Annotated in this window: 26 protein-coding genes and 1 other RNA gene; 9 read left to right on the top strand and 18 right to left on the bottom strand. The window is 66.8% G+C overall.

The features are described 5' to 3' along the window. Window positions 1–71 precede the first annotated feature (71 nt). The 3 genes from CSW62_RS17365 to CSW62_RS17355 all read left to right on the top strand — a co-directional run bounded on the left by CSW62_RS17365 (window position 72) and on the right by CSW62_RS17355 (window position 2,160). A complete protein-coding gene (locus tag CSW62_RS17365; protein ID WP_199170728.1) occupies window positions 72–1,082 on the top strand; it encodes a polyprenyl synthetase family protein in 1,011 nt (336 codons plus the stop codon). Continuing rightward, window positions 1,082–1,678 (top strand): hypothetical protein, encoded by a 597-nt coding sequence (locus tag CSW62_RS17360; RefSeq protein ID WP_099579912.1) that lies wholly within the window; start codon window positions 1,082–1,084, stop codon window positions 1,676–1,678. The genes CSW62_RS17365 and CSW62_RS17360 overlap by 1 nt, the downstream gene beginning before the upstream one ends. Window positions 1,679–1,773: 95 nt before the next feature. Then, window positions 1,774–2,160, top strand: coding sequence for a YccF domain-containing protein (locus CSW62_RS17355; RefSeq protein WP_099582338.1), 387 nt, complete (start codon window positions 1,774–1,776; stop codon window positions 2,158–2,160). Here the strand turns inward: CSW62_RS17355 and CSW62_RS17350 are convergent. The 5 genes from CSW62_RS17350 to fumC are packed head-to-tail and all read right to left on the bottom strand — an operon-like array spanning window position 2,157 to window position 5,000. Then, window positions 2,157–2,471: a CcdB family protein gene (locus CSW62_RS17350; RefSeq protein WP_158235462.1), complete on the bottom strand. Its 315-nt coding sequence runs from the start codon at window positions 2,469–2,471 to the stop codon at window positions 2,157–2,159. The genes CSW62_RS17355 and CSW62_RS17350 overlap by 4 nt on opposite strands. Next, window positions 2,468–2,710 carry a type II toxin-antitoxin system CcdA family antitoxin gene (locus tag CSW62_RS17345; RefSeq protein ID WP_099579908.1) on the bottom strand — a complete coding sequence of 81 codons (243 nt, stop codon included), beginning with the start codon at window positions 2,708–2,710 and terminating at the stop codon, window positions 2,468–2,470. The genes CSW62_RS17350 and CSW62_RS17345 overlap by 4 nt, the downstream gene beginning before the upstream one ends. A gap of 35 nt (window positions 2,711–2,745) precedes the next feature. Next, entirely contained in the window at window positions 2,746–3,153 is a 408-nt protein-coding gene (locus CSW62_RS17340; RefSeq protein ID WP_099579906.1) for a DoxX family protein, read from the bottom strand. Beyond that, window positions 3,137–3,601 (bottom strand): GNAT family N-acetyltransferase, encoded by a 465-nt coding sequence (locus CSW62_RS17335; protein ID WP_099579904.1) that lies wholly within the window; start codon window positions 3,599–3,601, stop codon window positions 3,137–3,139. Before CSW62_RS17335 ends, CSW62_RS17340 begins: the two co-directional genes overlap by 17 nt. 7 nt (window positions 3,602–3,608) lie before the next feature. Then, complete coding sequence (fumC, locus tag CSW62_RS17330; protein WP_099579902.1) at window positions 3,609–5,000, bottom strand: class II fumarate hydratase; 1,392 nt, start codon at window positions 4,998–5,000, stop codon at window positions 3,609–3,611. 113 nt (window positions 5,001–5,113) lie between these two features. On the opposite strand from fumC, the gene CSW62_RS17325 reads away from it, so the two are divergent. From CSW62_RS17325 to CSW62_RS17315, 3 genes are all read left to right on the top strand, one after another. Further along, window positions 5,114–5,434 (top strand): YbjQ family protein, encoded by a 321-nt coding sequence (locus CSW62_RS17325; protein WP_099579900.1) that lies wholly within the window; start codon window positions 5,114–5,116, stop codon window positions 5,432–5,434. Continuing rightward, window positions 5,435–5,974, top strand: a complete 540-nt coding sequence (locus CSW62_RS17320) for a DUF1697 domain-containing protein (protein ID WP_099579898.1) — start codon at window positions 5,435–5,437, stop codon at window positions 5,972–5,974. Between the two features lie 126 nt (window positions 5,975–6,100). Beyond that, a complete protein-coding gene (locus CSW62_RS17315) occupies window positions 6,101–6,490 on the top strand; it encodes a RusA family crossover junction endodeoxyribonuclease (RefSeq protein WP_099579896.1) in 390 nt (129 codons plus the stop codon). Here CSW62_RS17315 and CSW62_RS17310 read toward each other — a convergent pair. From CSW62_RS17310 to CSW62_RS27275, 8 genes are all read right to left on the bottom strand, one after another. Further along, entirely contained in the window at window positions 6,458–6,844 is a 387-nt protein-coding gene (locus CSW62_RS17310) for a hypothetical protein (RefSeq protein ID WP_099579894.1), read from the bottom strand. The two genes, CSW62_RS17315 and CSW62_RS17310, sit on opposite strands and share 33 nt — an antisense overlap. A gap of 88 nt (window positions 6,845–6,932) precedes the next feature. Next, on the bottom strand, window positions 6,933–9,086 hold the full coding sequence (locus CSW62_RS17305) for a serine hydrolase (protein WP_099582337.1): 2,154 nt from the start codon (window positions 9,084–9,086) through the stop codon (window positions 6,933–6,935). Window positions 9,087–9,274: 188 nt separating this feature from the next. Continuing rightward, window positions 9,275–10,066, bottom strand: a complete 792-nt coding sequence (locus CSW62_RS17300) for a C13 family peptidase (RefSeq protein ID WP_099579892.1) — start codon at window positions 10,064–10,066, stop codon at window positions 9,275–9,277. A gap of 11 nt (window positions 10,067–10,077) precedes the next feature. After that, entirely contained in the window at window positions 10,078–10,551 is a 474-nt protein-coding gene (locus CSW62_RS17295) for a PaaI family thioesterase (RefSeq protein ID WP_099579890.1), read from the bottom strand. Continuing rightward, entirely contained in the window at window positions 10,548–11,033 is a 486-nt protein-coding gene (locus CSW62_RS17290; protein WP_099579889.1) for an SspB family protein, read from the bottom strand. The genes CSW62_RS17295 and CSW62_RS17290 overlap by 4 nt, the downstream gene beginning before the upstream one ends. Window positions 11,034–11,160: 127 nt before the next feature. Then, window positions 11,161–11,525, bottom strand: a transfer-messenger RNA (tmRNA) gene (ssrA, locus tag CSW62_RS17285). A gap of 21 nt (window positions 11,526–11,546) precedes the next feature. Beyond that, window positions 11,547–11,786 carry an Atu4866 domain-containing protein gene (locus CSW62_RS17280; RefSeq protein ID WP_158235461.1) on the bottom strand — a complete coding sequence of 80 codons (240 nt, stop codon included), beginning with the start codon at window positions 11,784–11,786 and terminating at the stop codon, window positions 11,547–11,549. After that, window positions 11,783–11,911 (bottom strand): hypothetical protein, encoded by a 129-nt coding sequence (locus CSW62_RS27275; protein ID WP_255408364.1) that lies wholly within the window; start codon window positions 11,909–11,911, stop codon window positions 11,783–11,785. The genes CSW62_RS17280 and CSW62_RS27275 overlap by 4 nt, the downstream gene beginning before the upstream one ends. 213 nt (window positions 11,912–12,124) lie before the next feature. Between CSW62_RS27275 and CSW62_RS17275 the strand changes: the two genes are divergently transcribed. After that, window positions 12,125–13,033: an AraC family transcriptional regulator gene (locus CSW62_RS17275; protein WP_099579885.1), complete on the top strand. Its 909-nt coding sequence runs from the start codon at window positions 12,125–12,127 to the stop codon at window positions 13,031–13,033. A gap of 95 nt (window positions 13,034–13,128) precedes the next feature. Beyond that, a complete protein-coding gene (locus CSW62_RS17270; RefSeq protein ID WP_099579883.1) occupies window positions 13,129–13,791 on the top strand; it encodes an aquaporin in 663 nt (220 codons plus the stop codon). Here CSW62_RS17270 and CSW62_RS17265 read toward each other — a convergent pair. The 4 genes from CSW62_RS17265 to CSW62_RS26625 all read right to left on the bottom strand — a co-directional run bounded on the left by CSW62_RS17265 (window position 13,778) and on the right by CSW62_RS26625 (window position 17,201). Continuing rightward, on the bottom strand, window positions 13,778–14,620 hold the full coding sequence (locus CSW62_RS17265) for a hypothetical protein (protein ID WP_099579881.1): 843 nt from the start codon (window positions 14,618–14,620) through the stop codon (window positions 13,778–13,780). The two genes, CSW62_RS17270 and CSW62_RS17265, sit on opposite strands and share 14 nt — an antisense overlap. 15 nt (window positions 14,621–14,635) lie before the next feature. Next, window positions 14,636–15,193 (bottom strand): acetolactate synthase small subunit, encoded by a 558-nt coding sequence (gene ilvN / locus CSW62_RS17260; protein ID WP_099579879.1) that lies wholly within the window; start codon window positions 15,191–15,193, stop codon window positions 14,636–14,638. Between the two features lie 26 nt (window positions 15,194–15,219). Next, window positions 15,220–17,040, bottom strand: a complete 1,821-nt coding sequence (locus CSW62_RS17255) for an acetolactate synthase 3 large subunit (protein ID WP_099579877.1) — start codon at window positions 17,038–17,040, stop codon at window positions 15,220–15,222. Window positions 17,041–17,153: 113 nt separating this feature from the next. Next, window positions 17,154–17,201, bottom strand: coding sequence for a hypothetical protein (locus tag CSW62_RS26625; RefSeq protein WP_024265762.1), 48 nt, complete (start codon window positions 17,199–17,201; stop codon window positions 17,154–17,156). 173 nt (window positions 17,202–17,374) lie between these two features. Between CSW62_RS26625 and CSW62_RS17250 the strand changes: the two genes are divergently transcribed. Then, window positions 17,375–18,442 (top strand): serine hydrolase, encoded by a 1,068-nt coding sequence (locus CSW62_RS17250; protein WP_099579875.1) that lies wholly within the window; start codon window positions 17,375–17,377, stop codon window positions 18,440–18,442. Here the strand turns inward: CSW62_RS17250 and CSW62_RS17245 are convergent. Next, window positions 18,439–18,933, bottom strand: coding sequence for a CinA family protein (locus CSW62_RS17245; protein ID WP_099579873.1), 495 nt, complete (start codon window positions 18,931–18,933; stop codon window positions 18,439–18,441). The two genes, CSW62_RS17250 and CSW62_RS17245, sit on opposite strands and share 4 nt — an antisense overlap. Between the last annotated feature and the right edge of the window lie 114 nt (window positions 18,934–19,047).

Genomic DNA, 19,047 nt, shown 5'->3' with positions numbered 1-19,047 from the left:
GTTCATCCCACGGCCGGCGTTCGCCGGCCGAATTGAATGGCAAGGGGGGAAGCCGCAAGGAGACTATGGTTTTGGACGTAGCGACAGCGACCCTCACCCGGAAGTCGGGTTCGGTGGATCGTCTCGTGCGCCTCGCCGAGGCCGACATGAAGGGCGTCAACGCCCTGATCACCGATCGCATGCAGAGCGACGTGCCGATCATCCCGGCCCTGGCCGAGCACCTGATCGCCGCCGGCGGCAAGCGCCTGCGCCCGCTGCTGACCGTCGCCGCCGCGCGTCTAGCCGAATCCGACAACGACCACTGCCTGAAGCTGGCCGCGGCCGTCGAGTTCATCCACACCGCCACCCTGCTGCACGACGACGTGGTCGACGGCAGCCAGCTGCGTCGCGGCAAGGTCGCCGCGCACCTGATCTGGGGCGCGGCCCAGAGCGTGCTGGTCGGCGACTTCCTGTTCGCCCGCGCCTTCGAGCTGATGGTCGAAACCAACTCGATGAAAGCGCTCGAGATCCTGGCTCGCGCCAGCCGCGTCATCGCCGAGGGCGAGGTGCTGCAGCTGATGCGCAGCCACGACCTGAACCTGTCGCAGGCGGTCTATCTTGAGATCATCCAGGCCAAGACCGCCGAGCTGTTCGCCGCGGCCTCCGAGGCCGGCGCGGTTTCGGCCGGCGTCGACGCCGCCAAGACCGACGCCCTGAAGGCCTATGGCCTGAACCTCGGCCTGGCCTTCCAACTGGTTGACGACGCCCTGGACTACGGCGGCACCACCGAGACGCTGGGCAAGAACGCCGGCGACGACTTCCGCGAAGGCAAGGCGACCCTGCCGCTGTTGCTGGCCATCGCCCGCTCTGGTCCTCGCGAGGCCGAGTTCTGGGAGCGCGCCATAGGTCGTCGCGAGCAGACCGAAGCCGACTTCCGCCGCGCCCGCGAGCTGATTGTCGGCTCGGGCGCTCTGGACGCCACGCTCGACTTGGCCGCCGACTATGCCGACAAGGCCAAGGCGGCGCTGGCGATCTTCCCGGCCAATGACTGGCGCGAGGCGCTGGAAGACCTGGCCGATTTCGCGGTCAGTCGCAGGGCCTGATGTTCAAGCGGAAGTCACCCTCCTACGGCGGACTTCCTCCCGCGCGGCCCGGCGAGCCCCTGCCGCGCCTGCAGACCATCGTCGCGACATCGCCGGAAAATCCCGGCGGCGATCCAAACATCCGGCCGCATGAGGCCGGCGAGGTCGCCGGCAAGGTGATTGGCGGCGGTCTGGGCTTGCTGGTCGGCGCCGTGCTGATCATCCTGATGCTGGGCCCGATCCTGTGGGTCCCGTTATGGGCGGGACTGCGGGTCGCGCGACTCGCGCCCGACCCCCTGTGGGCTTGGCTGGCGGGCCTGGCCGTGGGCTTGCTGGCCGCGCTCGCCCAGGCTTGGCTGCTGATCCAGCGTAGCCCGATTGTGCGCTACCCGGTCGTGGCCCTGTTCGCACTGATCTGGGTCGGCGGCCTGTGGCTGGAATTCACCTCGCCGCGCCATGACTGGATCACCACCGCGCCGGCCCTGCATATGCCGGGGACCTGGAGCTGGGTGCTGATCGGCGTCGGAACCGTGCTCTATGCCGGCATCTACCTCCTGACGCTCAGCCGCTTCGGCAAGGGGCGCTGGGCGCGCAAATGGCAGTTGATCAAGTCCTAGCCCTGAGGTGAATTCGCCGTAACGCCCTTCACAGGAGGGGCGGGCGGGGCCACGTCTATGGTCTGGGCGCTTCGCCTTCTTGGGGACTTTTGGACGTGATTCGTTTCATCCTGAATGTGCTGTGGTTCTTCTTCGGCGGTTTGGTCACCGGCCTGGGCTGGTTGCTGGCCGGCGTCCTCTTGGCGATCACAATTGTCGGGCTACCTTATGCCGGCGCCGCCTTCCGGATCGCGGGCTTCGCCTTCTGGCCGTTCGGCAAGGAAATCGTCCACCGCGAGGTCGGGCTGGCGTCGGGCCCGCTGGGCGTGGTGCTGAACGTGATCTGGTTCGTCCTGGCCGGATGGTGGCTGGCCCTGGGCCACGTGTTGGTCGCCGCCGCCGAGGCGATCACGATCATCGGCATCCCGTTCGCGATCAAGGACCTGCAACTGGCCTACATCGCCCTGGCGCCGATCGGCCGGGACGTGGTGCGGGTCGACTAGAAACCGGTGAACAGGCGGTCGAGCGCGCGGCGGATGGCGTCCTCGTGCTCGACCAAGCTGCCGACCTTCTTGTGCAGCAACGACGAATTCAAGGCGACGAGCTCCGGGATGGAAAGGATCAGATCCTGGCCATCCCTCTCGACCTCCACCGTCAGTCGCGTGAGGAGCGGGAAGGCTTCACGGCGATAAAGCGGGGCGACCACCGCCGTGGGTAACTCGCCGGCATGGTGCGATTGTAAGACGACCACGAACGGGGCCTCGTCACGGCTTCGAAGCGATGGGTTGGCGAAGACGTCGAACTGACGGATCACCACGTCCGGAGGTCGTCCCCGAATGCGCCGCGACGCTGGATCCGTTCGTTGTAGGCTTTGATCGCCTCGGCGTTCTCTTCAGCCCATCGCCGCGCCCGCTCCTCGGCTCCTGCAGGATCCACCTTCTGAAGGTGCAACCGCAGCTGCGTCTCGCTCAGGCCGGAGACGGAGAGGCCCAGCCGCTTGGCCTGGGCCAGCAGCTCGGGGTCGATGCCGAGGTCGAGTTCGGGCGCGTCCATTGGCGGAGCATAACGCGGTTTAGGCCGACGGGAAATCAGACGGTCGCGCGTCGGCGGAATGGCCAGTCGATCACCCCCGCCGCCCATAGCGGCGCCCAGATGAACAGCGGTTGCAGGATCAACAGACGCGGCCCGTGGTACCACCACGAACTCGGCAGCGGCGGGACCGCGACGCCGCTCAGCGCGTGCCAGATATTGGCCGGCCAGACGCAGGCGGCGTAGAGCGCCAGCATGATCGCGGCCAGTCGCCGGGTCTTCGGGATCAACAGCCCGATCGCCCCGGCGATCTCGCAGAGCCCGGTGAAGATCACCACCTCACGCGCATACGGGATGCCCGGCGGCATGATCGCCAGAAAGCCATGCGGCGCGACCACGTGCACGACGCCGAACGGCGCGTAGACGGCCGCGAGTAACAGGCGAAGGAGGCTACGGGCGTGGGGCATCGTCGGAGCCAACGCTCCGTCGCAGCACATGGGTCCATGGACCCGTCGCGTCGGGGACGAAACCCTGCGCTTCCCAGAACGGTCCGGCGGCCGGCGAGGCGGCGGCGTTGACGGTCAGCAGGCCGATGCTGTCGAAGCCCTCGTGGATCAGGGCCGAGGCGAGGGCGGTCGCCACGCCGCGGCGGCGCATCGCTGGGCGGACGTAGAAGCGGCGCAGGCGGCGCGCCGGCTTGGGAGCGGCGGGTTCGACACTGAGCGCGCCGATCCCCGCCAGCGCTCCGGCCTGGAACGCGGCGAGGATGGCCTCGCCGTCGTCCTGGAAGCGTGCGCCCTTCACCCAGCCGACCGCCAGCAGGGCCATGTTGCGCACGCCTTCGCTGGAGGCCTCGGCGACCATGTCGTCGAAGCCGTCCGGCAGCTCGTCGAAGAGGCGAACGAGCTGGAGCAAGTCAGGCTCAGCCCGGCGAGACCATGTTTTCCGGGCGGACGTACTGGTCGAACTCTTCGTTCGTCAGGTAGCCGCCGCCGACGGCTTCCTCGCGCAGGGTGGTGCCGTTCTTATGGGCCGTCTTGGCGATCTTGGCGCAGATGTCATAGCCGAGGCGGCCGTTCAGGGCCGTAACCAGCATCAGGCTGTTCTCGACGCCCTTCTTGATGTTGTCGACGCGCGGCTCGATGCCGACCACGCAGTTGTCGGTGAAGCTGATCGCCGCGTCGGCCAGCAGGCGGACCGATTGCAGGAAGTTGTAGGCCATTACCGGGTTGTAGACGTTCAGCTCGAAGTGGCCCTGGCTGCCGGCGAAGGTCAGGGCGGCGTTGTTGCCGAACACCTGCACGCAGACCTGGGTGAGGGCCTCGCACTGGGTCGGGTTGACCTTGCCCGGCATGATCGACGAGCCCGGCTCGTTTTCCGGCAGCGAAAGCTCGCCGAGGCCGGCGCGCGGGCCCGAGCCCAGGAAGCGGATGTCGTTGGCGATCTTGAACAGGCTGGCGGCGACCGTGTTGATGGCGCCGTGGCTGAACACCATGGCGTCGTGGGCGGCCAGGGCCTCGAACTTGTTCGGGGCCGTCGTGAACTCCAGGCCGGTGATCGCGGCGATGGCCTCGGCCACGCCTTCCGCGAAACCGATGGGGGCGTTCAGGCCGGTGCCGACGGCGGTGCCGCCTTGAGCCAGCTGCATCAGCTTGGGCAGGGTGCTCTCGATGCGCTCGATGCCGTTGGCGACCTGTTGGGTGTAGCCGCCGAACTCCTGGCCAAGCGTCAGGGGCGTGGCGTCCTGGGTGTGGGTGCGGCCGATCTTGATGATGCCGGCCCAGGCCTTGGTCTTGGCTTCCAGGGCGGCGTGAAGATGCTTCAGGGCCGGCAGCAGGTCGTGGACGATCTGTTCGGCGCAGGCCACGTGCATCGCCGTCGGATAGGTGTCGTTCGACGACTGGCTCATATTGACGTGGTCGTTCGGGTGGACGGGCTTCTTGCTGCCCATCTCGCCGCCCAGCATCTCGATCGCGCGGTTGCTGATCACCTCGTTGGCGTTCATGTTCGACTGGGTGCCCGAGCCGGTCTGCCAGACGACCAGCGGGAAGTGATCGTTCAGCTTGCCGTCGATCACCTCGTTGGCGGCCGCGATGATCGTCTCGGCGATCTTAGCGTCCAGCTTGCCCAGCTTCAGGTTGGTCTCGGCGGCGGCGCGCTTGACGATGCCCAAAGCGCGAACGACCGGCAGGGGCTGCTTCTCCCAGCCGATCTTGAAGTTGCCCAGGCTGCGCTGAGCTTGCGCGCCCCAATAGCGGTCGGCGGCGACTTCGATCGGGCCAAAGGTGTCGGTCTCGATGCGCGTGGCGGTCATGCGGCGATCTCCGGAAAAACGGTCGAGCGCGGTCTAGACCCTGGGGAGAAGGTTCGCAACGTGTGGCGCCGCACAACGCCGTTCGTTATGCTCAAGCCAGCCAGGAGAAGCCCATGCTTGTCGCCACCACCAACGATCTCGTCGGCTATCGCATTGTCGAGCACCTGGGGCTGGTCAGGGGCGTGACCGTCCGCTCGCGCAGCGTGATCGGCAATATCGGCGGCTCGATCCAGTCGATCTTCGGCGGCAACCTGTCGATCTATACCAGCCTGGCCGAGACGGCCCGGCAGGAAGCCTATGACCTCCTCGTCCAGCACGCCCGCGAGGTCGGCGCCAACGCCATCCTGGCCATGCGCTACGACGCCAACGAGATCATGGAAGGCATCACCGAGGTCCTCGCCTACGGCACGGCCGTGCGGGTCGAGGCGCTGTAGGTGGCGGCTTTCGTCGCGTTTCCTCAGTCGGTCAACACCGGCAAGCGCAAGGTGCTGAAGGAAGACCTGCTGGGCATCGCCAAGGACGTCGGCTTCAAGGAGACCAAGACCTATCTGGCCAGCGGCAACCTGCTGCTGTGGGGCGACCATGTCGGCGGCGAGGCCCTGGAGCGTCAGCTCGAGGACGCCCTGGAGGCCCGCATCGGCCTGCGCACCGACTTCATGGTCCGGGCGCCGGGGGACCTGCGGGCAATCGTCGACGGCAACCCGTTCAAGGCCGAAGCCGAGGACCATCCCAGCCACGTGATCGTCAATTTCCTCAAGGTTCCGCTGCCGGCCGGCGACGAGGAGATCCTGCGCGCGGCCAATACAGGGCCCGAACGGTTCGCGGTCGCGGCGCGCGAGCTCTACATCGACTTTCCGATCAGCATCGCCGACTCGCTGCTGGATCGGGATTGGAAGAAGACCAAGCGCAATCCGGTCGGCACGACACGGAACTGGAACACCGTGCTGAAGCTGGCCGAGCTGATCGGCGGCTAGGCGCCGGGCGTGGAGGACGCGTCCGATCCTTATCCGGCTTCCCTTGCCGGCGCGGTTCTGGTTCTTGGCCTGATCACCGTGATCCTGATCCCGTCGCACCGCGTGGGATCCACCTGAGGCTCTGATTTGCTCGACGACGACTGGACCCACCACGGCAAGGTCCGCGCCCGCGAGGCGGGGGGCGAGTTGACCATCGTGGTCGACGGACTGACCACCCAGGGCAAGTATTACAAGCCGCTGATCTACGAGTTCTTCCGCAAGTCCTGGCGCGGTTCACGGCCGGCCTGGGGCGAGTTCAGCGTCGAGATCGGCATGGAATATCTGGGCGAGCCGCCGTGGATGGACCTAGACAACCTGGCCAAGGCCTTGCTGGACGCCATCAAGGGCTATGCCTTCCACGACGACGCCCAGGTCGCCCGGCTGCTGGTCGAACGGCGTCCGGGCGAGCGCGAGCGGATCATCATTCAAGTGCGTAAGCTGAACTCAAGCCTTATGCGGCGCACGCTCGAAGACTGACGCGGCCACGGCCACGTACAGCACCACCAGAAACGCGCCATAGCGGCCGACGCTCACCGGATCGCCTGCCGGCATCACCTCTGCATAGCGCGAAACTACCAGGCCTCCAGCGACGAGGCCGGGCGTCGAGAACAGGATCATCGCGAACAGACGGCGGCGGCGCGGCGTGTGCGTCAGCCGCGCGACCGCCTGGAAGGTGAACGTCGCGGCGGCGGCCGCCGCGAACGCATTGATCGCATAGAACCAGAAGGCGCTTTCCAGAAGCCCCCCACCGAAAGCGGCATAGAACAGGGTGGCCGCCGACCAGGCCGCGAGCCCCGCTCCCCCAAACGCCAGACCGTCCAGTTTTGACACGTCGCGTCTCCCTCGCTCGTCTTCTGGAACGCTGATCTGCAAGGCAGGCGCCTGGAACGAGACGGGGGAGGGGGCCGTGACGGGAGGATCAGCTCTTGGGCAGCAGGTAACCCCACAGGCCCAAGAGCACGCTGAGCAGAATGAACAGCAGGGCGGTGAAGGTGAAGGCAAGCTTGCGGCTGCTGCTCCAGCTGTCGACCCGGCGGCCGCCACGCCAGACCATCGGCAGGACGCCCAGGGTCATCACGCTAAGAGCGGCGGCGACCAGGGCGCAGGCCGAACCGCTGAGCAGCCAGCCCGAGGGCCAGCCGAAGAAGACCGCGGTCTGGTCCGAGGCCTTGGCCGCGAACACGCCCATGCAGCCGGCCGAGATCAGCCACAGCACCGCCTGCATGGTCTGCATCTGGGCGGCGCGCGCCTGGACCGGGGTCTGGCGGGCCTCGCGGCGGTTGCGGAACAGGACGCCCAGGATGGTGGCGACGCTGGCGAAACCCGCGATGATCGCCGTCCAGCTCAACAGGCCAGCCGAACGGAAGAAGCTGATCCGATCATAGGTCGATAGGCCCCGCGCGGCGTAGAAGCGCGAAGGCCGGTCGCCATTGGCGTCGAACACCAGCATCAGCGGCCCGTCGACGGCCTTGAACACGCCGGGGCGGCCCGTACCGTTATAGAGGCTGCTGACGCCGCCCTCGGTCACGGTCAGGCGGCCGTCGGCGGTGGCGCGGACATTGGCGCGGCCGATGATGCGGTTGGTGAAGCCCTCCAGGCCGCCATAGGCGCGGCGTGTGGTCAGGTAGTCGCCCTCATAGGCCTTGGCCTGCTCGTAGCTGATGGCGCTGTCGGCCGGAACGGCCGGGGCAGGGGCGTAGAAATGCTCGACGATCGTCGCGGGCAGGGTGGCGGGCAGGTTCGCGCCGCTGTCGGTATTGACCGAGACGAAGATGCCCAGGCCCAGGTCCGGCACGATCACCATGTTGGAATAGAAGTAGAGCGTTGCGCCCTGGTGGCCGTAGCTGCGGCGATTGCCGGGCATCGGGTTGTCCTGGAAGCCGGCGTTCCAGCCGGCCGCTTCCGGCGCGGGACGGTACATCGGCGTGCGGAAGGCCTGTGCGGTCTTGGGCGAGAAGATGGTCTTGCCGTCGATCACGCCGCTGTTCAGCAGCAGGGTCATGTAGCGCGCCATGTCGCCGGCCGTGCTCGAAGCCGAAGCGGCGGGCGCCACCTGACCCATGAACTCGCGCGGCTGGGTCTTCCAGCCCATCGGCGTCCACGAGAAGCCGTCCGAAAGATCGGCGGCCAGGGTCTCGTTCATCGGCGCGGGCAGGCCGTCTCGCCACGGACGAGCCTCGCGGAAGGTCGTGTGGTTCATGCCGGCCGGCAGGATGATCTCCTCGCTGACCAGCTGCTCGTAAGGCTTGCCCGTGACGTTAGCGACAGCAGCGCCGGCCAGGGCCGCGCCATAGTTGGAATAGCTGGGCAGCAGGCCCGGTTCGCGCACCCGGCGCGGACGCTCCTGGCGCAGATAGTCCGCCAGGGTGCGGACCCGGCGGGGGTCGCGCTCGAAGAGCTGGCCCAAGGCCCGATCCTCGAACCCGCCGGTGTGGGTCATCAGGTCGCGCAGGCGCACCTGGGTCTTCTTGCCCTGGTCCTTCAGCTGCAGCGGCTCGGGCAGATAGAGGTTTACCGGACCGTCGAGGCGCATGTGGCCGGCCTCGATCTCGTTCATCAGGGTGATCCAGGTGAACGTCTTGGAGATCGAGGCGACGCGGAACAGGGTCTTGTCGGGATCGACCGGCTTGCGCTGGCCCAGGTTCGAGAAGCCATAGCCCTTCTTCAGCACCACCTGGCCGTTCTGCACGACCGACAGGGTGACGCCGGCGATGTGGTCGCGGCTCATGGCGCGGCGGACGACGCCGTCGACAAAGGCTTCCAGCTCCGGCGTCGACATCGGTGCGCCGACGGTCGGCGCCGGGATGGCGAGGGCTGCTGGAGCCGGCGTCGCTACGGCGGCGGCGGTCGGTGTCGCGACAAGGGGAGGCGGCGTCACCGCCCTCACGGCTGGGCGGGGCCGAACCCGGCGCGGACGCAGGCTGTTATAGGGGCGAGGGGCGGAATTCAGCGTCGGCTCGCTCGCGGCGGGAGGCGGCGACGCGTCCTGCGCCTGCGCCTCCGATGCCGTGATCGACCATAGTGCGATGAAGGCCGCCGCAAGGGCGGCTGCGGGCGATACGCGCGACGTCAACGATGTCCCCTGGGTAAAGCGGAAGAACCCCAAGAGCCTGTCGTCATCAGATGAGTCCATCTGACGACGACAGGCTCGAAATCTAACATTTAGAGCACGATGGCCGCCGAAACCGGCAGCCACTTTCGGCTATCATGCTCTAGGGGTGGTGTAACGTGCTGGGCGCGAGGGTCAAACCCGATAACCGGTCAATCCAGTTTGGTTTTCCGATGGAAAGCGTAGAGCGGCAGCATCGGTCGCAGGGCGGGGCCGATCCACACCTGAGGCTCGGAGGCCGGTTCGGCCCCCGTCTCCTTCTCGCGGCGCGCCACGCAGGCCTGAACGTCCGCGCCCAGGGCCGCGAAGTCGTGCGCGCTGGGCGCCGCCGCCAGGAAGCAGTCGTCGAAATAGGGGTATTTGTCGTCCTCGCCGCAGCCGAACGAGGCGCGGTCGGGCCGAGCGGCGGTCAGGATCAGGCGGTTGGCTTTCTGCAGCGGTGGGATGAAGACGCCCGAAAAACAGGCGGAAATCACCACCACGCTGGGCCGGCTGGGACAGGCGTCGTCCAGCAGGGTGGCCAGCAACGGGGGGCGCAGCATCTGCTGACCCAGAATCACGCCCTCCGGATCGCCGTGGGTGCTGATGTAGAACAGGCATCCTGCGGAGGTTGTCGCAGCCTGGGCCTTGAGGGCGTTGTAGATGGTCCGGGCTTCAGACTTGCTGGGGGCGTCCTTTGGATAGCGCTCGGGGCGCACCGAGAACTGCCGGATCGCGGCCTTGTCGAAACCCAGTTCTACCAGCGCCTTTGAGACGTCGCGGCGGGCGTTGTCGAAGGCCTCGGTCGGGCCGCCGGAATGGGCGTGGAAATCGCCGGCCACCACGACCGCGCTCCAGTTGGCGAACGTTCCTGCGGGTTTGAGCGCCTGGGCGGCGACCGGTGCGGACGAAAGCTGCGCGAGCAGGAAAGCCAGAAGTCCGATGACCGCCGCCGTCCCCCGCATGGTTCCGTCCTCTACTTCTTCTTGAAGTTGGCGAAGGGCGTTGGAATGGCCGTGCCCGTGGATTTGGCCAACAGCCGCCGCTCCGCGTCGTAGAGCTCGCCTTCCATGAAGCAGACGGTCCGCCCCCATTTGACCACGCGGCCGACGCCCCGCAGCGATCCAGGCATGGCTGGGCGCAGGAAGCTGGTCTTCATCTCCAGGGTCGGTACGACGTGGCTCATGCCCGAGGTGATCATGCCGGCGACGGACATGCACTCGTCCAGCATGGCGCAGACGAAGCCGCCCTGGATCTGCCCCATCGGATTGCACAGCAGCTCGGCGCGCGCCGTGAAGCCGACCTCGACCTCGCGATCGGCCTGGCGCACGGCGAGGAGGTCGAAGCCGAGGGTTTGGGATCCGGTGGGCGCGTTCTTGGACGCGCGGAAGCGCGCGAGGATCGCCTCGTCCGTCAGGGTCTGCGGAGCGTCCGAGGCGATGTCGCTCATTTCTTCCGGAACTGGTCGAGGGAGACGATCTTGGGACCCTCTTCGCCGGTCGGAGCCGAGGTCTTGTCTTCGGCCTCGGGTTCGGGCTCCGGTTCGTCCTCGATCACTTCGGGGGCGGAGAACTGCAGGGCGAACTGCACCGACGGGTCGTAGAATCGCGTGAGCGCCGCATAGGGCACCGACAGGCGCTTGGGCTGGCCGCCGAACTTCAGGGTCACCGAGAAGAAGGTCTCGCCGGGGGCGAGGTCCCAGTACTGATGCTGCAGGACGATGGTCATCTCGTCCGGGTACTTGCCCAGCAGGTCCTGCGGGCCCGAGACGCCGGCCGCCTTGGTCTTGAACGTGATGTACAGATGATGCGGCTCGGGCAGGCCGCCCGGCGCGGCCGCCTTCTTCAAGGCCGCCTTGACCACGCCGCGCAGGGCGTCCTGGGCCATGGCCTCGTACTGCATGAGGTCTTCGGGCGGATTGGTCTGAGACATGCGCGGGTTGGGTACTTCGAACTGAAAACGAAGTTCGGAACCTAGCGCGTCAAAGGCTTCGCGCAAAGCGGGCGCCTGCGGATTCCTCCAGAGCGCAATCGATGTCATTTATAGCGATGTCGTGGAAAGTGGAGGGATTCTGTTGGCAGGCTCCCTCCGGGCCCCGCCTAGGGATCTGAACCCCTAGGACTTAAGAGGCGAATTCACCTGCACCGCATTACGCGGCGACGGCGAACTCTTCAGCGAAGTTATCGTTCGCATTTAGAAAAATGACCCGAAACGGTGGATCAAGCCGAGAGAAAGCATACACCTTTACACGTCTGTCGATGCTGATCGGCCCCATGCAGTCCCATGATAACTTGGGAGAGATTGGTGGAGCCGCCGGGAATCGCACCCGGGTCCAGTCCGCTTATTACGTGCGCGTTTATCCCCATAGTCCGACCGAGGTCGGACAGTTCCAATATAGGGGGTTCGACCCGCCAAGGGAAGGGCGGGGACAAGCTGTCCCCAGGCTTAGGCGGTTCCCAGGCTCAGGCGACCGTCCACCAGCGTGCCGCTGATGACCGCGCCGCGGTCCTCGAACAGTTTCAGTCGCTCGCCGACCAGCACGTAGACGCCGGTGAAGACGTCGGCGAAGTCGGCGCGGGTCTCGATGAACCGCCCATCGGCGCGCAGTTCCAGCGAGATGTGGCCGTCGGGGGAAGTCCAGACGCCGGCAACGGGGATATGGGGAACGATGGCGGACATCATCATCGGGCGATGCTCCATGGTGAAGAGGAGGCCGGAGCGGCCGAAACGGTGGGAAGGGCGGCGGTCATGGCGGTCAGCGCGGCTGTCCCGCCCAGCAGGGCGGCGACGAACCAGCGCGGAGCCGCCATGCCGCGTCTGGGCGTGTAGCGTCGCAAGGCGCACCTGAATTTCGGGGGTTGCCGCGTTGGGAAGCGGAACGAGGCCACTATGGCGCACGGGTCCGTCCAGTCGGTAGATCGATGCTCCGACTTGATTGCACGAAAATCCAGAACCGAACGGCGTCGCGTGACGGAGGATCATGCAAGGCTTACAAATGGTCTCGTACAGGCAACGGGAATTCCATGAGTACGCGCGAGGCCCTGGCCGCTCTGATTGAACGATTCGCGCCGGACGAAGGTCCGGTCGACACCTGCTGCCCCAGGGTAAACCTTTACCGCGTGCACGCGCCCACCGAGCCCATGCACGCCGTGCACGACCCCTCGTTCTGCGTGTTGGCCCAGGGCCGCAAGCGCGTGCTGGTCGGCGACGCCATCCACGAATACGACGACCTGAACTTCTTCCTGTCGTCGATCGACGTGCCGGTGGCCGGTCAGGTGATCGAGGCCTCGCCAGAGAAGCCTTATCTGTCCTTCCGTGTCGTGCTGGACGCCAACCTGATCAGCGAGATGATCATGGAGTGCGGCCTGGCCGCGCGGCTGGACGCCGCCGCGCCGCTGGTCGGTGGCATGTCGGTCGGATCGATGACGCCGCAGCTGTTCGACGCCGCCTGCCGGATGGTCAGCCTGATGGACTGCCCCGAGGATGCGCCGACCCTGGCCCCGCTGATCGAGCGTGAGATGCTCTATCGCCTGCTGACCGGGCCGCAGGGGCCGCGGCTGGCCCAGATCGCGCGCCGCGACGGCCGCCTGCGCCAGGTCAACCGCGCCATTGGCTGGATCAAGCGCAACTTCGATCAGCCGTTCAGCATCGACGCCGTGGCCGACGAGGCCAGGATGAGCGCGTCGGCCCTGCACCAGCACTTCAAGGCGGTGACCTCGCTGTCGCCGCTCCAGTACCAGAAGCAGATCCGCCTGCAGGAAGCCCGTCGGCTGATCCTGGTCCAGCGCCTGGACGCGGCGACCGCCGGCCATACGGTCGGCTACGACAGTCCTTCGCAGTTCAGCCGGGAATATGCCCGCCTGTTCGGCGCGCCGCCGCTGCGGGACGTGGCGCGCTTGCGGGAGCAGCCGGAGCCGATGGCGGACGCCTAGCCCGATACGAGTATTCCAATACTCGGATAAATTCTCCATGGTTAGCTCACGCATGCTCCAGATCCTGCGGGAGCAAAATCGGGGAGATCTTGGAAATGTCAAAAATTGTTGCCGAATTCATCGGGACCTTCGCTCTGGTTCTATTTGGCTGCGGCGCGGCTGTTCTGGGCGCTGATCATGTTGGCCAGTTGGGCATCGCCCTGGCCTTTGGTTTCGCCATTATCGCCCTAGCCTACGGGATCGGTCCCGTCTCGGGCTGCCACGTCAATCCGGCCGTCAGCCTGGCGGCGTTCGTCGCCGGCCGCATGAGCGCCAAGGAGATGGGGCTGTACTGGATCGCCCAGTTCGCCGGCGCCCTGGCCGGCGCTGCCGTGCTGGCCTGCATCGCTGGCGGCACCGCTCACGGCCTGGGTCAGAACGGCTGGGGTCCCGGCTATCTGGGCGCCTATCCGCTGCAGGCGGCTTTCGTGTTCGAGGTGGTGATGACCGCGCTATTCGTGATCGTCATCCTGGGCGCCACCGGGGCCGACGCCGCGCCGGGCTTCGCTGGACTCGGCATCGGCATCGCCCTGGCGGTGATCCACATCGTCGGCATCCAGGTGACCGGCGTCTCGGTCAATCCGGCCCGGAGCTTCGGTCCCGCCGTCCTGGTTGGCGGTCAGGCGCTGGCCCAGCTGTGGCTGTTCTTTGTGGCGCCGGCGATCGGCGCGATCCTCGGCGCGCTGCTCTACCGCTTCAAGATCCTCAAGGTCGGCTGACGCCGTTTGGCGTCGCTTCGGGCGGTTCCTCCGAAGGCAGGGGAACCGCCGGCGGTTGCGGCCGGTTGCTTTCGCCGGCCGTTAGCCGGCCGCCCGAGGCTAAAAGGTCGTCATACGCTCGCCGCTGGGCCGAGAAGTCGGCGCCGCGCGGCAAGACCGCGTCGAAGCGCGGATCACGCCCCGCCGCCGCGCCGATAGCGGCCGACAAGATCGCGGCGACCGAGCCGACCTCGGCGTCGTCGCAAGCGCGGCGCAGATGGCGCGCCTGGCCCGGGACCACCAGGGTGACGTCCCAGGAGACGCCGTCCACGCACAGCGCCGACACCGCCCCGCCGCCATAGTCGACGATGACCGAGCGCGGCTGGCTCCAGACCGGATCGTCGAGCAAGGCCTTCAACGGCGCGATCTGGATGTCGGCGAGCTCGGCGTTGATGTCGACGCGGCGGCCGATCTCGGGGGTGCAGCAGCCCAGGCCCGCGCGGGCCTGCACGAAGGCCCGGCCGTCGCGACGCAGGGTGACGCGGACCACGGCCTGGCGCACGCCGCGCGCGGGGCGGGCCCAGACTTCCAGGATCAGCTCGCCCTTGTGGACGATCTGGCTCTGCAGCGGCTGCAGGCCCCAGAGGCGGTAGAGCAGGGGCGCGACGCCGTTGTCGATCGGAATAGGCTGTTCGTTCTTGCCGAGCCGGCGGTTGTGGAGCGGCTCGGCCTCGGGCGGCGGGCGGGGAATTTCGGGCGACCACCAGGCCGCCGGGTCGGCATAGGGCTTGGGCGGCGGCGCCTGCTGGACGGCGAGGGCGAGGCCCGCGATCAGTCCGGTCAGGCTCATCCGCCGTTCTCCGCGCTACATGCCTTCGACGCCCCGCTCGATGGAAAGGACGCCGGTGCGGGAAAGTTCCACGAGGCCCAGGGGGCGCATCAGGTCTAGGAACTTGTCGATCTTGGACGGCGCGCCCGAGATCTCGAACACGAAGCTTTCCAGCGTGGTGTCGACAGGCTTGGCGCGGAAGATCTCGGCGACGCGCAGGGCCTCTACGCGGTCCGCGCCTGAGCCGCGCACCTTGACCAGGGCCAGTTCGCGCTCGACGCCGTTGGGGTCGCGGGTCACGTCGTGCACGCGGCGAACGTTGACCACCTTGTTCAGCTGAGCCTCGATCTGGTCCAGCACTTGGCGCGTGCCGCGGGTCACCACGGTGATGCGGCTGGTGTGAGCCTTGCGATCGGTCTCGGCGACCGTGAGGCTCTCGATATTGTAGCCGCGCGCGGCGAACAGGCCGACCACGCGGTGCAGCACCCCAGGCTCGTTGTCGACGAGCAGGGCGAAGGTCGCGGTCTGCTCGGGCTCGCCCGTTGGGCTAAGGTCGTAGGCCGAGGCGGGGGCAGGTTGGATGTTGCTGGTCATGTGTCGTTTCTAACCCGTCCCGTACCTTAAACCAGCCCCGCGCCGGCCTCGCCGATGACGTTTCCGATATCCTCGACCTCGCCCATGATCATCTCGTTGTGGGCCTTGCCCGAGGGGATCATCGGCAGGCAATTCTCGTGCTTCTCGACGCGGCAGTCGAAGATCACCGCCTTGTCGCTGTTGATCATTTCCAGGATCTTGCCGTCCAGTTCGGCCGGGTCCGAGCAGCGGATGCCGTGGGCGCCATAGGCCTCGGCCAGCTTCACGAAGTCGGGCAGGCTGTCCGAATAGGAGTGGCTGTAGCGCTCGCCATGCAGCAGCTGCTGCCACTGGCGGACCATGCCCATCCACTCGTTGTTGAGGATGAAGATCTTGACCGGCAGGTCGAACTGGATCGCGGTCGACAGCTCCTGGATACACATCTGGATCGAGGCCTCGCCGGCGATGTCGACGACCAGGCTGTTCGGGTGGGCCAGCTGCACGCCCAAGGCGGCGGGCAGGCCGTAGCCCATGGTGCCCAAGCCGCCGGAGGTCATCCAGCGGTTCGGCTCCTCGAAGCGGAAGAACTGCGCGGCCCACATCTGGTGCTGGCCGACCTCGGTGGTGATGTAGACGTCCTTGTCCTTGGTCAGCTCGTACAGGCGCTGGATGGCGTACTGTGGCTTGATGACCGAGTCCGAGGTCCGGTACTTCAGGCAGTCGCGGGCGCGCCATTGGTCGATCTGGGTCCACCAGTCGGTCAGGGCGACCTTGTTCGGCTGCAGGTTCGCGGCCTTCCAGGCGGCGATCAGGTCTTCCAGCACAGAGCCCGCGTCGCCGACGATCGGCAACTCCACGCGGACGTTCTTGTTGATCGACGATGGGTCGATATCGATGTGGATCTTCTTCGATCCCGGCGAGAAGGCGTCCAGGCGCCCGGTGACCCGGTCGTCGAAGCGGGCGCCGACGCAGATCATGACATCGCAGTCGTGCATGGCGTTGTTGGCTTCGAACGTGCCGTGCATGCCCAACATGCCCAGCCAGGCCGGATCGGCGGCCGGGAAGGCGCCCAGGCCCATCAGGGTCGAGGTCACCGGCGCCCCGGTCAGGGCCTGGAATTCACGCAGGGCTTCACTGGCCTTGGGGCCGGCGTTTATGACGCCGCCGCCGGTGTAGAAGATCGGCCGACGGGCGCCGGCGATCAGCTTCACGGCCTCGGCGATGCGGCTGGCGTCGGCCTTGGTGCGCGGCGCGTAGGCGTGGCTGGACTTGACCTCGGTCGGGCCGAAATATTCGCCCTTGGCGAACTGGACGTCCTTGGGGATGTCGATCAGCACCGGACCCGGACGGCCGGTGGTGGCGATCTTGAAGGCCTCATGGATGATCTGCGGCAAGTCGCGGACGTCTTTGACCAGGTAGTTGTGCTTGGTGCACGAGCGGGTCATGCCGACCGTGTCGGCTTCCTGGAAGGCGTCGGTGCCGATCAGGTGGGTGGGGACCTGGCCGGTGATGACGACCATCGGGATCGAGTCCATCAGGGCGTCCATGATGCCTGTGATGGCGTTGGTCGCGCCCGGACCCGAGGTGACCAGCACGACACCGGGCTTGCCCGAGCTGCGCGCATAGCCTTCCGCCGCGTGGGTCGCGCCCTGCTCGTGGCGGACCAGGATGTGCTGCAGGCGCGGCTCATGGAACAGCGCGTCATAGATCGGCAGGACCGCGCCGCCAGGATAGCCGAACAGCACTTCGACGCCTTGATCCACGAGGCCGCGAACCACGATCTCGGCGCCGGTCAGGGCGCGCCCTTCTTGAGAAGAGATCGAGGTGTCGGCGGGAGCAGTGCTCTCGATGGTTTGATGGGCGGTCATGGGGCGGGTCCGAGTGGCGAAGGGGCGGGAAACTGAACTGGAGGGAAGCGGAAAAGAAAAAAGGTCCCGAAGGACCTTTGCGCGCGCGACCGAGCTACGACGTGACTTCAAGGTCACCCCGCGAACGGCCGCTCCATAAGTACGATCATGGTTTTGCGCACGAGTCTTGCTCCAAAGCTACGGAATGGGTCATGACATGCGCCCCTTAGAGCGTCAAGGCGCCCTTTGCCGCAACGTTCTGCCTTTCTTGATGGTGTGACCTTACCGGAGATTCACGTGACAGGGGCAGGTTTTCCCCCGCACGGTCGCGCTCCTGGAATGACGGAGTGCATCGGTGTTCGGACGGCGTGAATTTCTGGCCGGCGCCGCGGCGCTGGGGCTGGTCGAAAAGGCGAGCGCGAGCGTGCTGACGGGTGACGCGGCGGACCGGGCGGTCGACGCGTTCCTCAAGGTCCAGCCCTTTCAAGGCGTGGTGCTGATCGGCCGGACCGGTAAGCCGATCTACTCGCGGACCATCGGGTTCGCCGACATCGAGGCCAAGAAGCCGGCCGCTCTGGGCACGCCCTATGTCATCGCCTCGATCTCCAAATGGCTGACTTCGACGGCGCTGCTGCGCCTGGCCGAGGCGGGCAAGATCGATCTCGACGCGCCGATCACCCGATATCTGCCCGACTACCGGGCCGACACGGGCGCCAAGGTCACGCTGCGCTACCTGATGACCAATACCAGCGGCGTACCGAACGGCTTTTCGACCTGGACCAAGGCCAATCCGGATCCGGACCTGTTCAAGAAGACCTTTACGACCGCTCAGGCGGTGAAGCTATGGTGCTCGGGCGACCTAGCCTTCGAGCCGGGGGCCAAGTTCGACTACGTTCTGACCAACTGGGTGATCATCACCGCTATCATCGAGGCGGTGACGGGCAAGGCCTATGCCGACGCCATGACCGAGCTTGTGATCGGTCCGCTGGGCCTGACGCGCACCACGCCGGCCGACCCGGCTGACATCGCCATCTCGTACCGCACGCTGGAGCCGCTGGTCCGGCAATCCAATGAGCGCTTCCCATTCTTCGCGGCCAGCGGCGGCTATGTCAGCACCGCGGGCGACCTGCTGAAGGCCGCGCATGCGGTGCTCGACAGCGGGTTCCTGCCGCCAGCTCACAAGAAGGAACTGCTGGCGGTCGGCTGGCCGGATCAGGACTATGCGCTGGGCGGCCGGGTGAAGACCCTGTTCGCCGACGGCATGCCGCGCGTCTTCGCCTGGGAGACGGGCCGGGCGGCCGGCTACCGTTCTGTGCTGGGCCACCGCTTCGACGACCAGACCACCGTCGTGCTGCTGAACAATACCAGCATCAGCCAGAAGGCCATGGACGAGTTCGCCTACAGCCTGTTCGGAACGGTCTAGGCTTCCAGCGTTTCCAGGGTCTGGGTCAGGAACTCGAGCGCTGCGGCGGCGAAAGCCTGCATGTTGGCGGCGCGTTGGTCGCTGCCGGTTTCCAGCGTCGTGCTGACAGACACCTCTTCGCCCACCACGGCGAAACAGCAGTGGCCCGGCGCGTCGCCGTAGCGGTTGCCGTCAGGACCGGCCGCGCCGGTTTCCGACAGGGCCCAGGTCGCCTTCAGGTTCTTGCGGGCCACGCGGGCCAGCATCACCGCATAGTGTTCGCTGGCCGATCTCAGGCCGTCCATGGCCTTCTGGGGGATGTCCATCAGGGTCAGACGGGCGCGGGCGGTGTAGACGACGGCCCCGCCGATATAGAATTTCGAAGCCCCCGGCACCGCCAGCAGCGCCGCAGATATCAGGCCGCCGGCCGAGGACTCGGCGATGGCGATCGTCTCGCCCCGGGCGGTCAGAAGCGCGGCGACGCGTTCGGCGTGGACGTTGAGATCGGACATCCGGTTTCCTTCGTGCTGACGCCTCTCCATAGGGGCAACCGGCGAGCCTGCAAACATGTGCGAACAACAGCTCTCGCCAAGATTGAGCGAACATGCTCTGCATGGCCAAGCTCA

Source organism: Caulobacter sp. FWC2 (genome assembly GCF_002742625.1).
Lineage (GTDB): Bacteria > Pseudomonadota > Alphaproteobacteria > Caulobacterales > Caulobacteraceae > Caulobacter.
The sequence above is the reverse complement of the archived record's forward strand: the minus strand, read 5'-3'. Positions and strand labels throughout refer to the sequence as shown.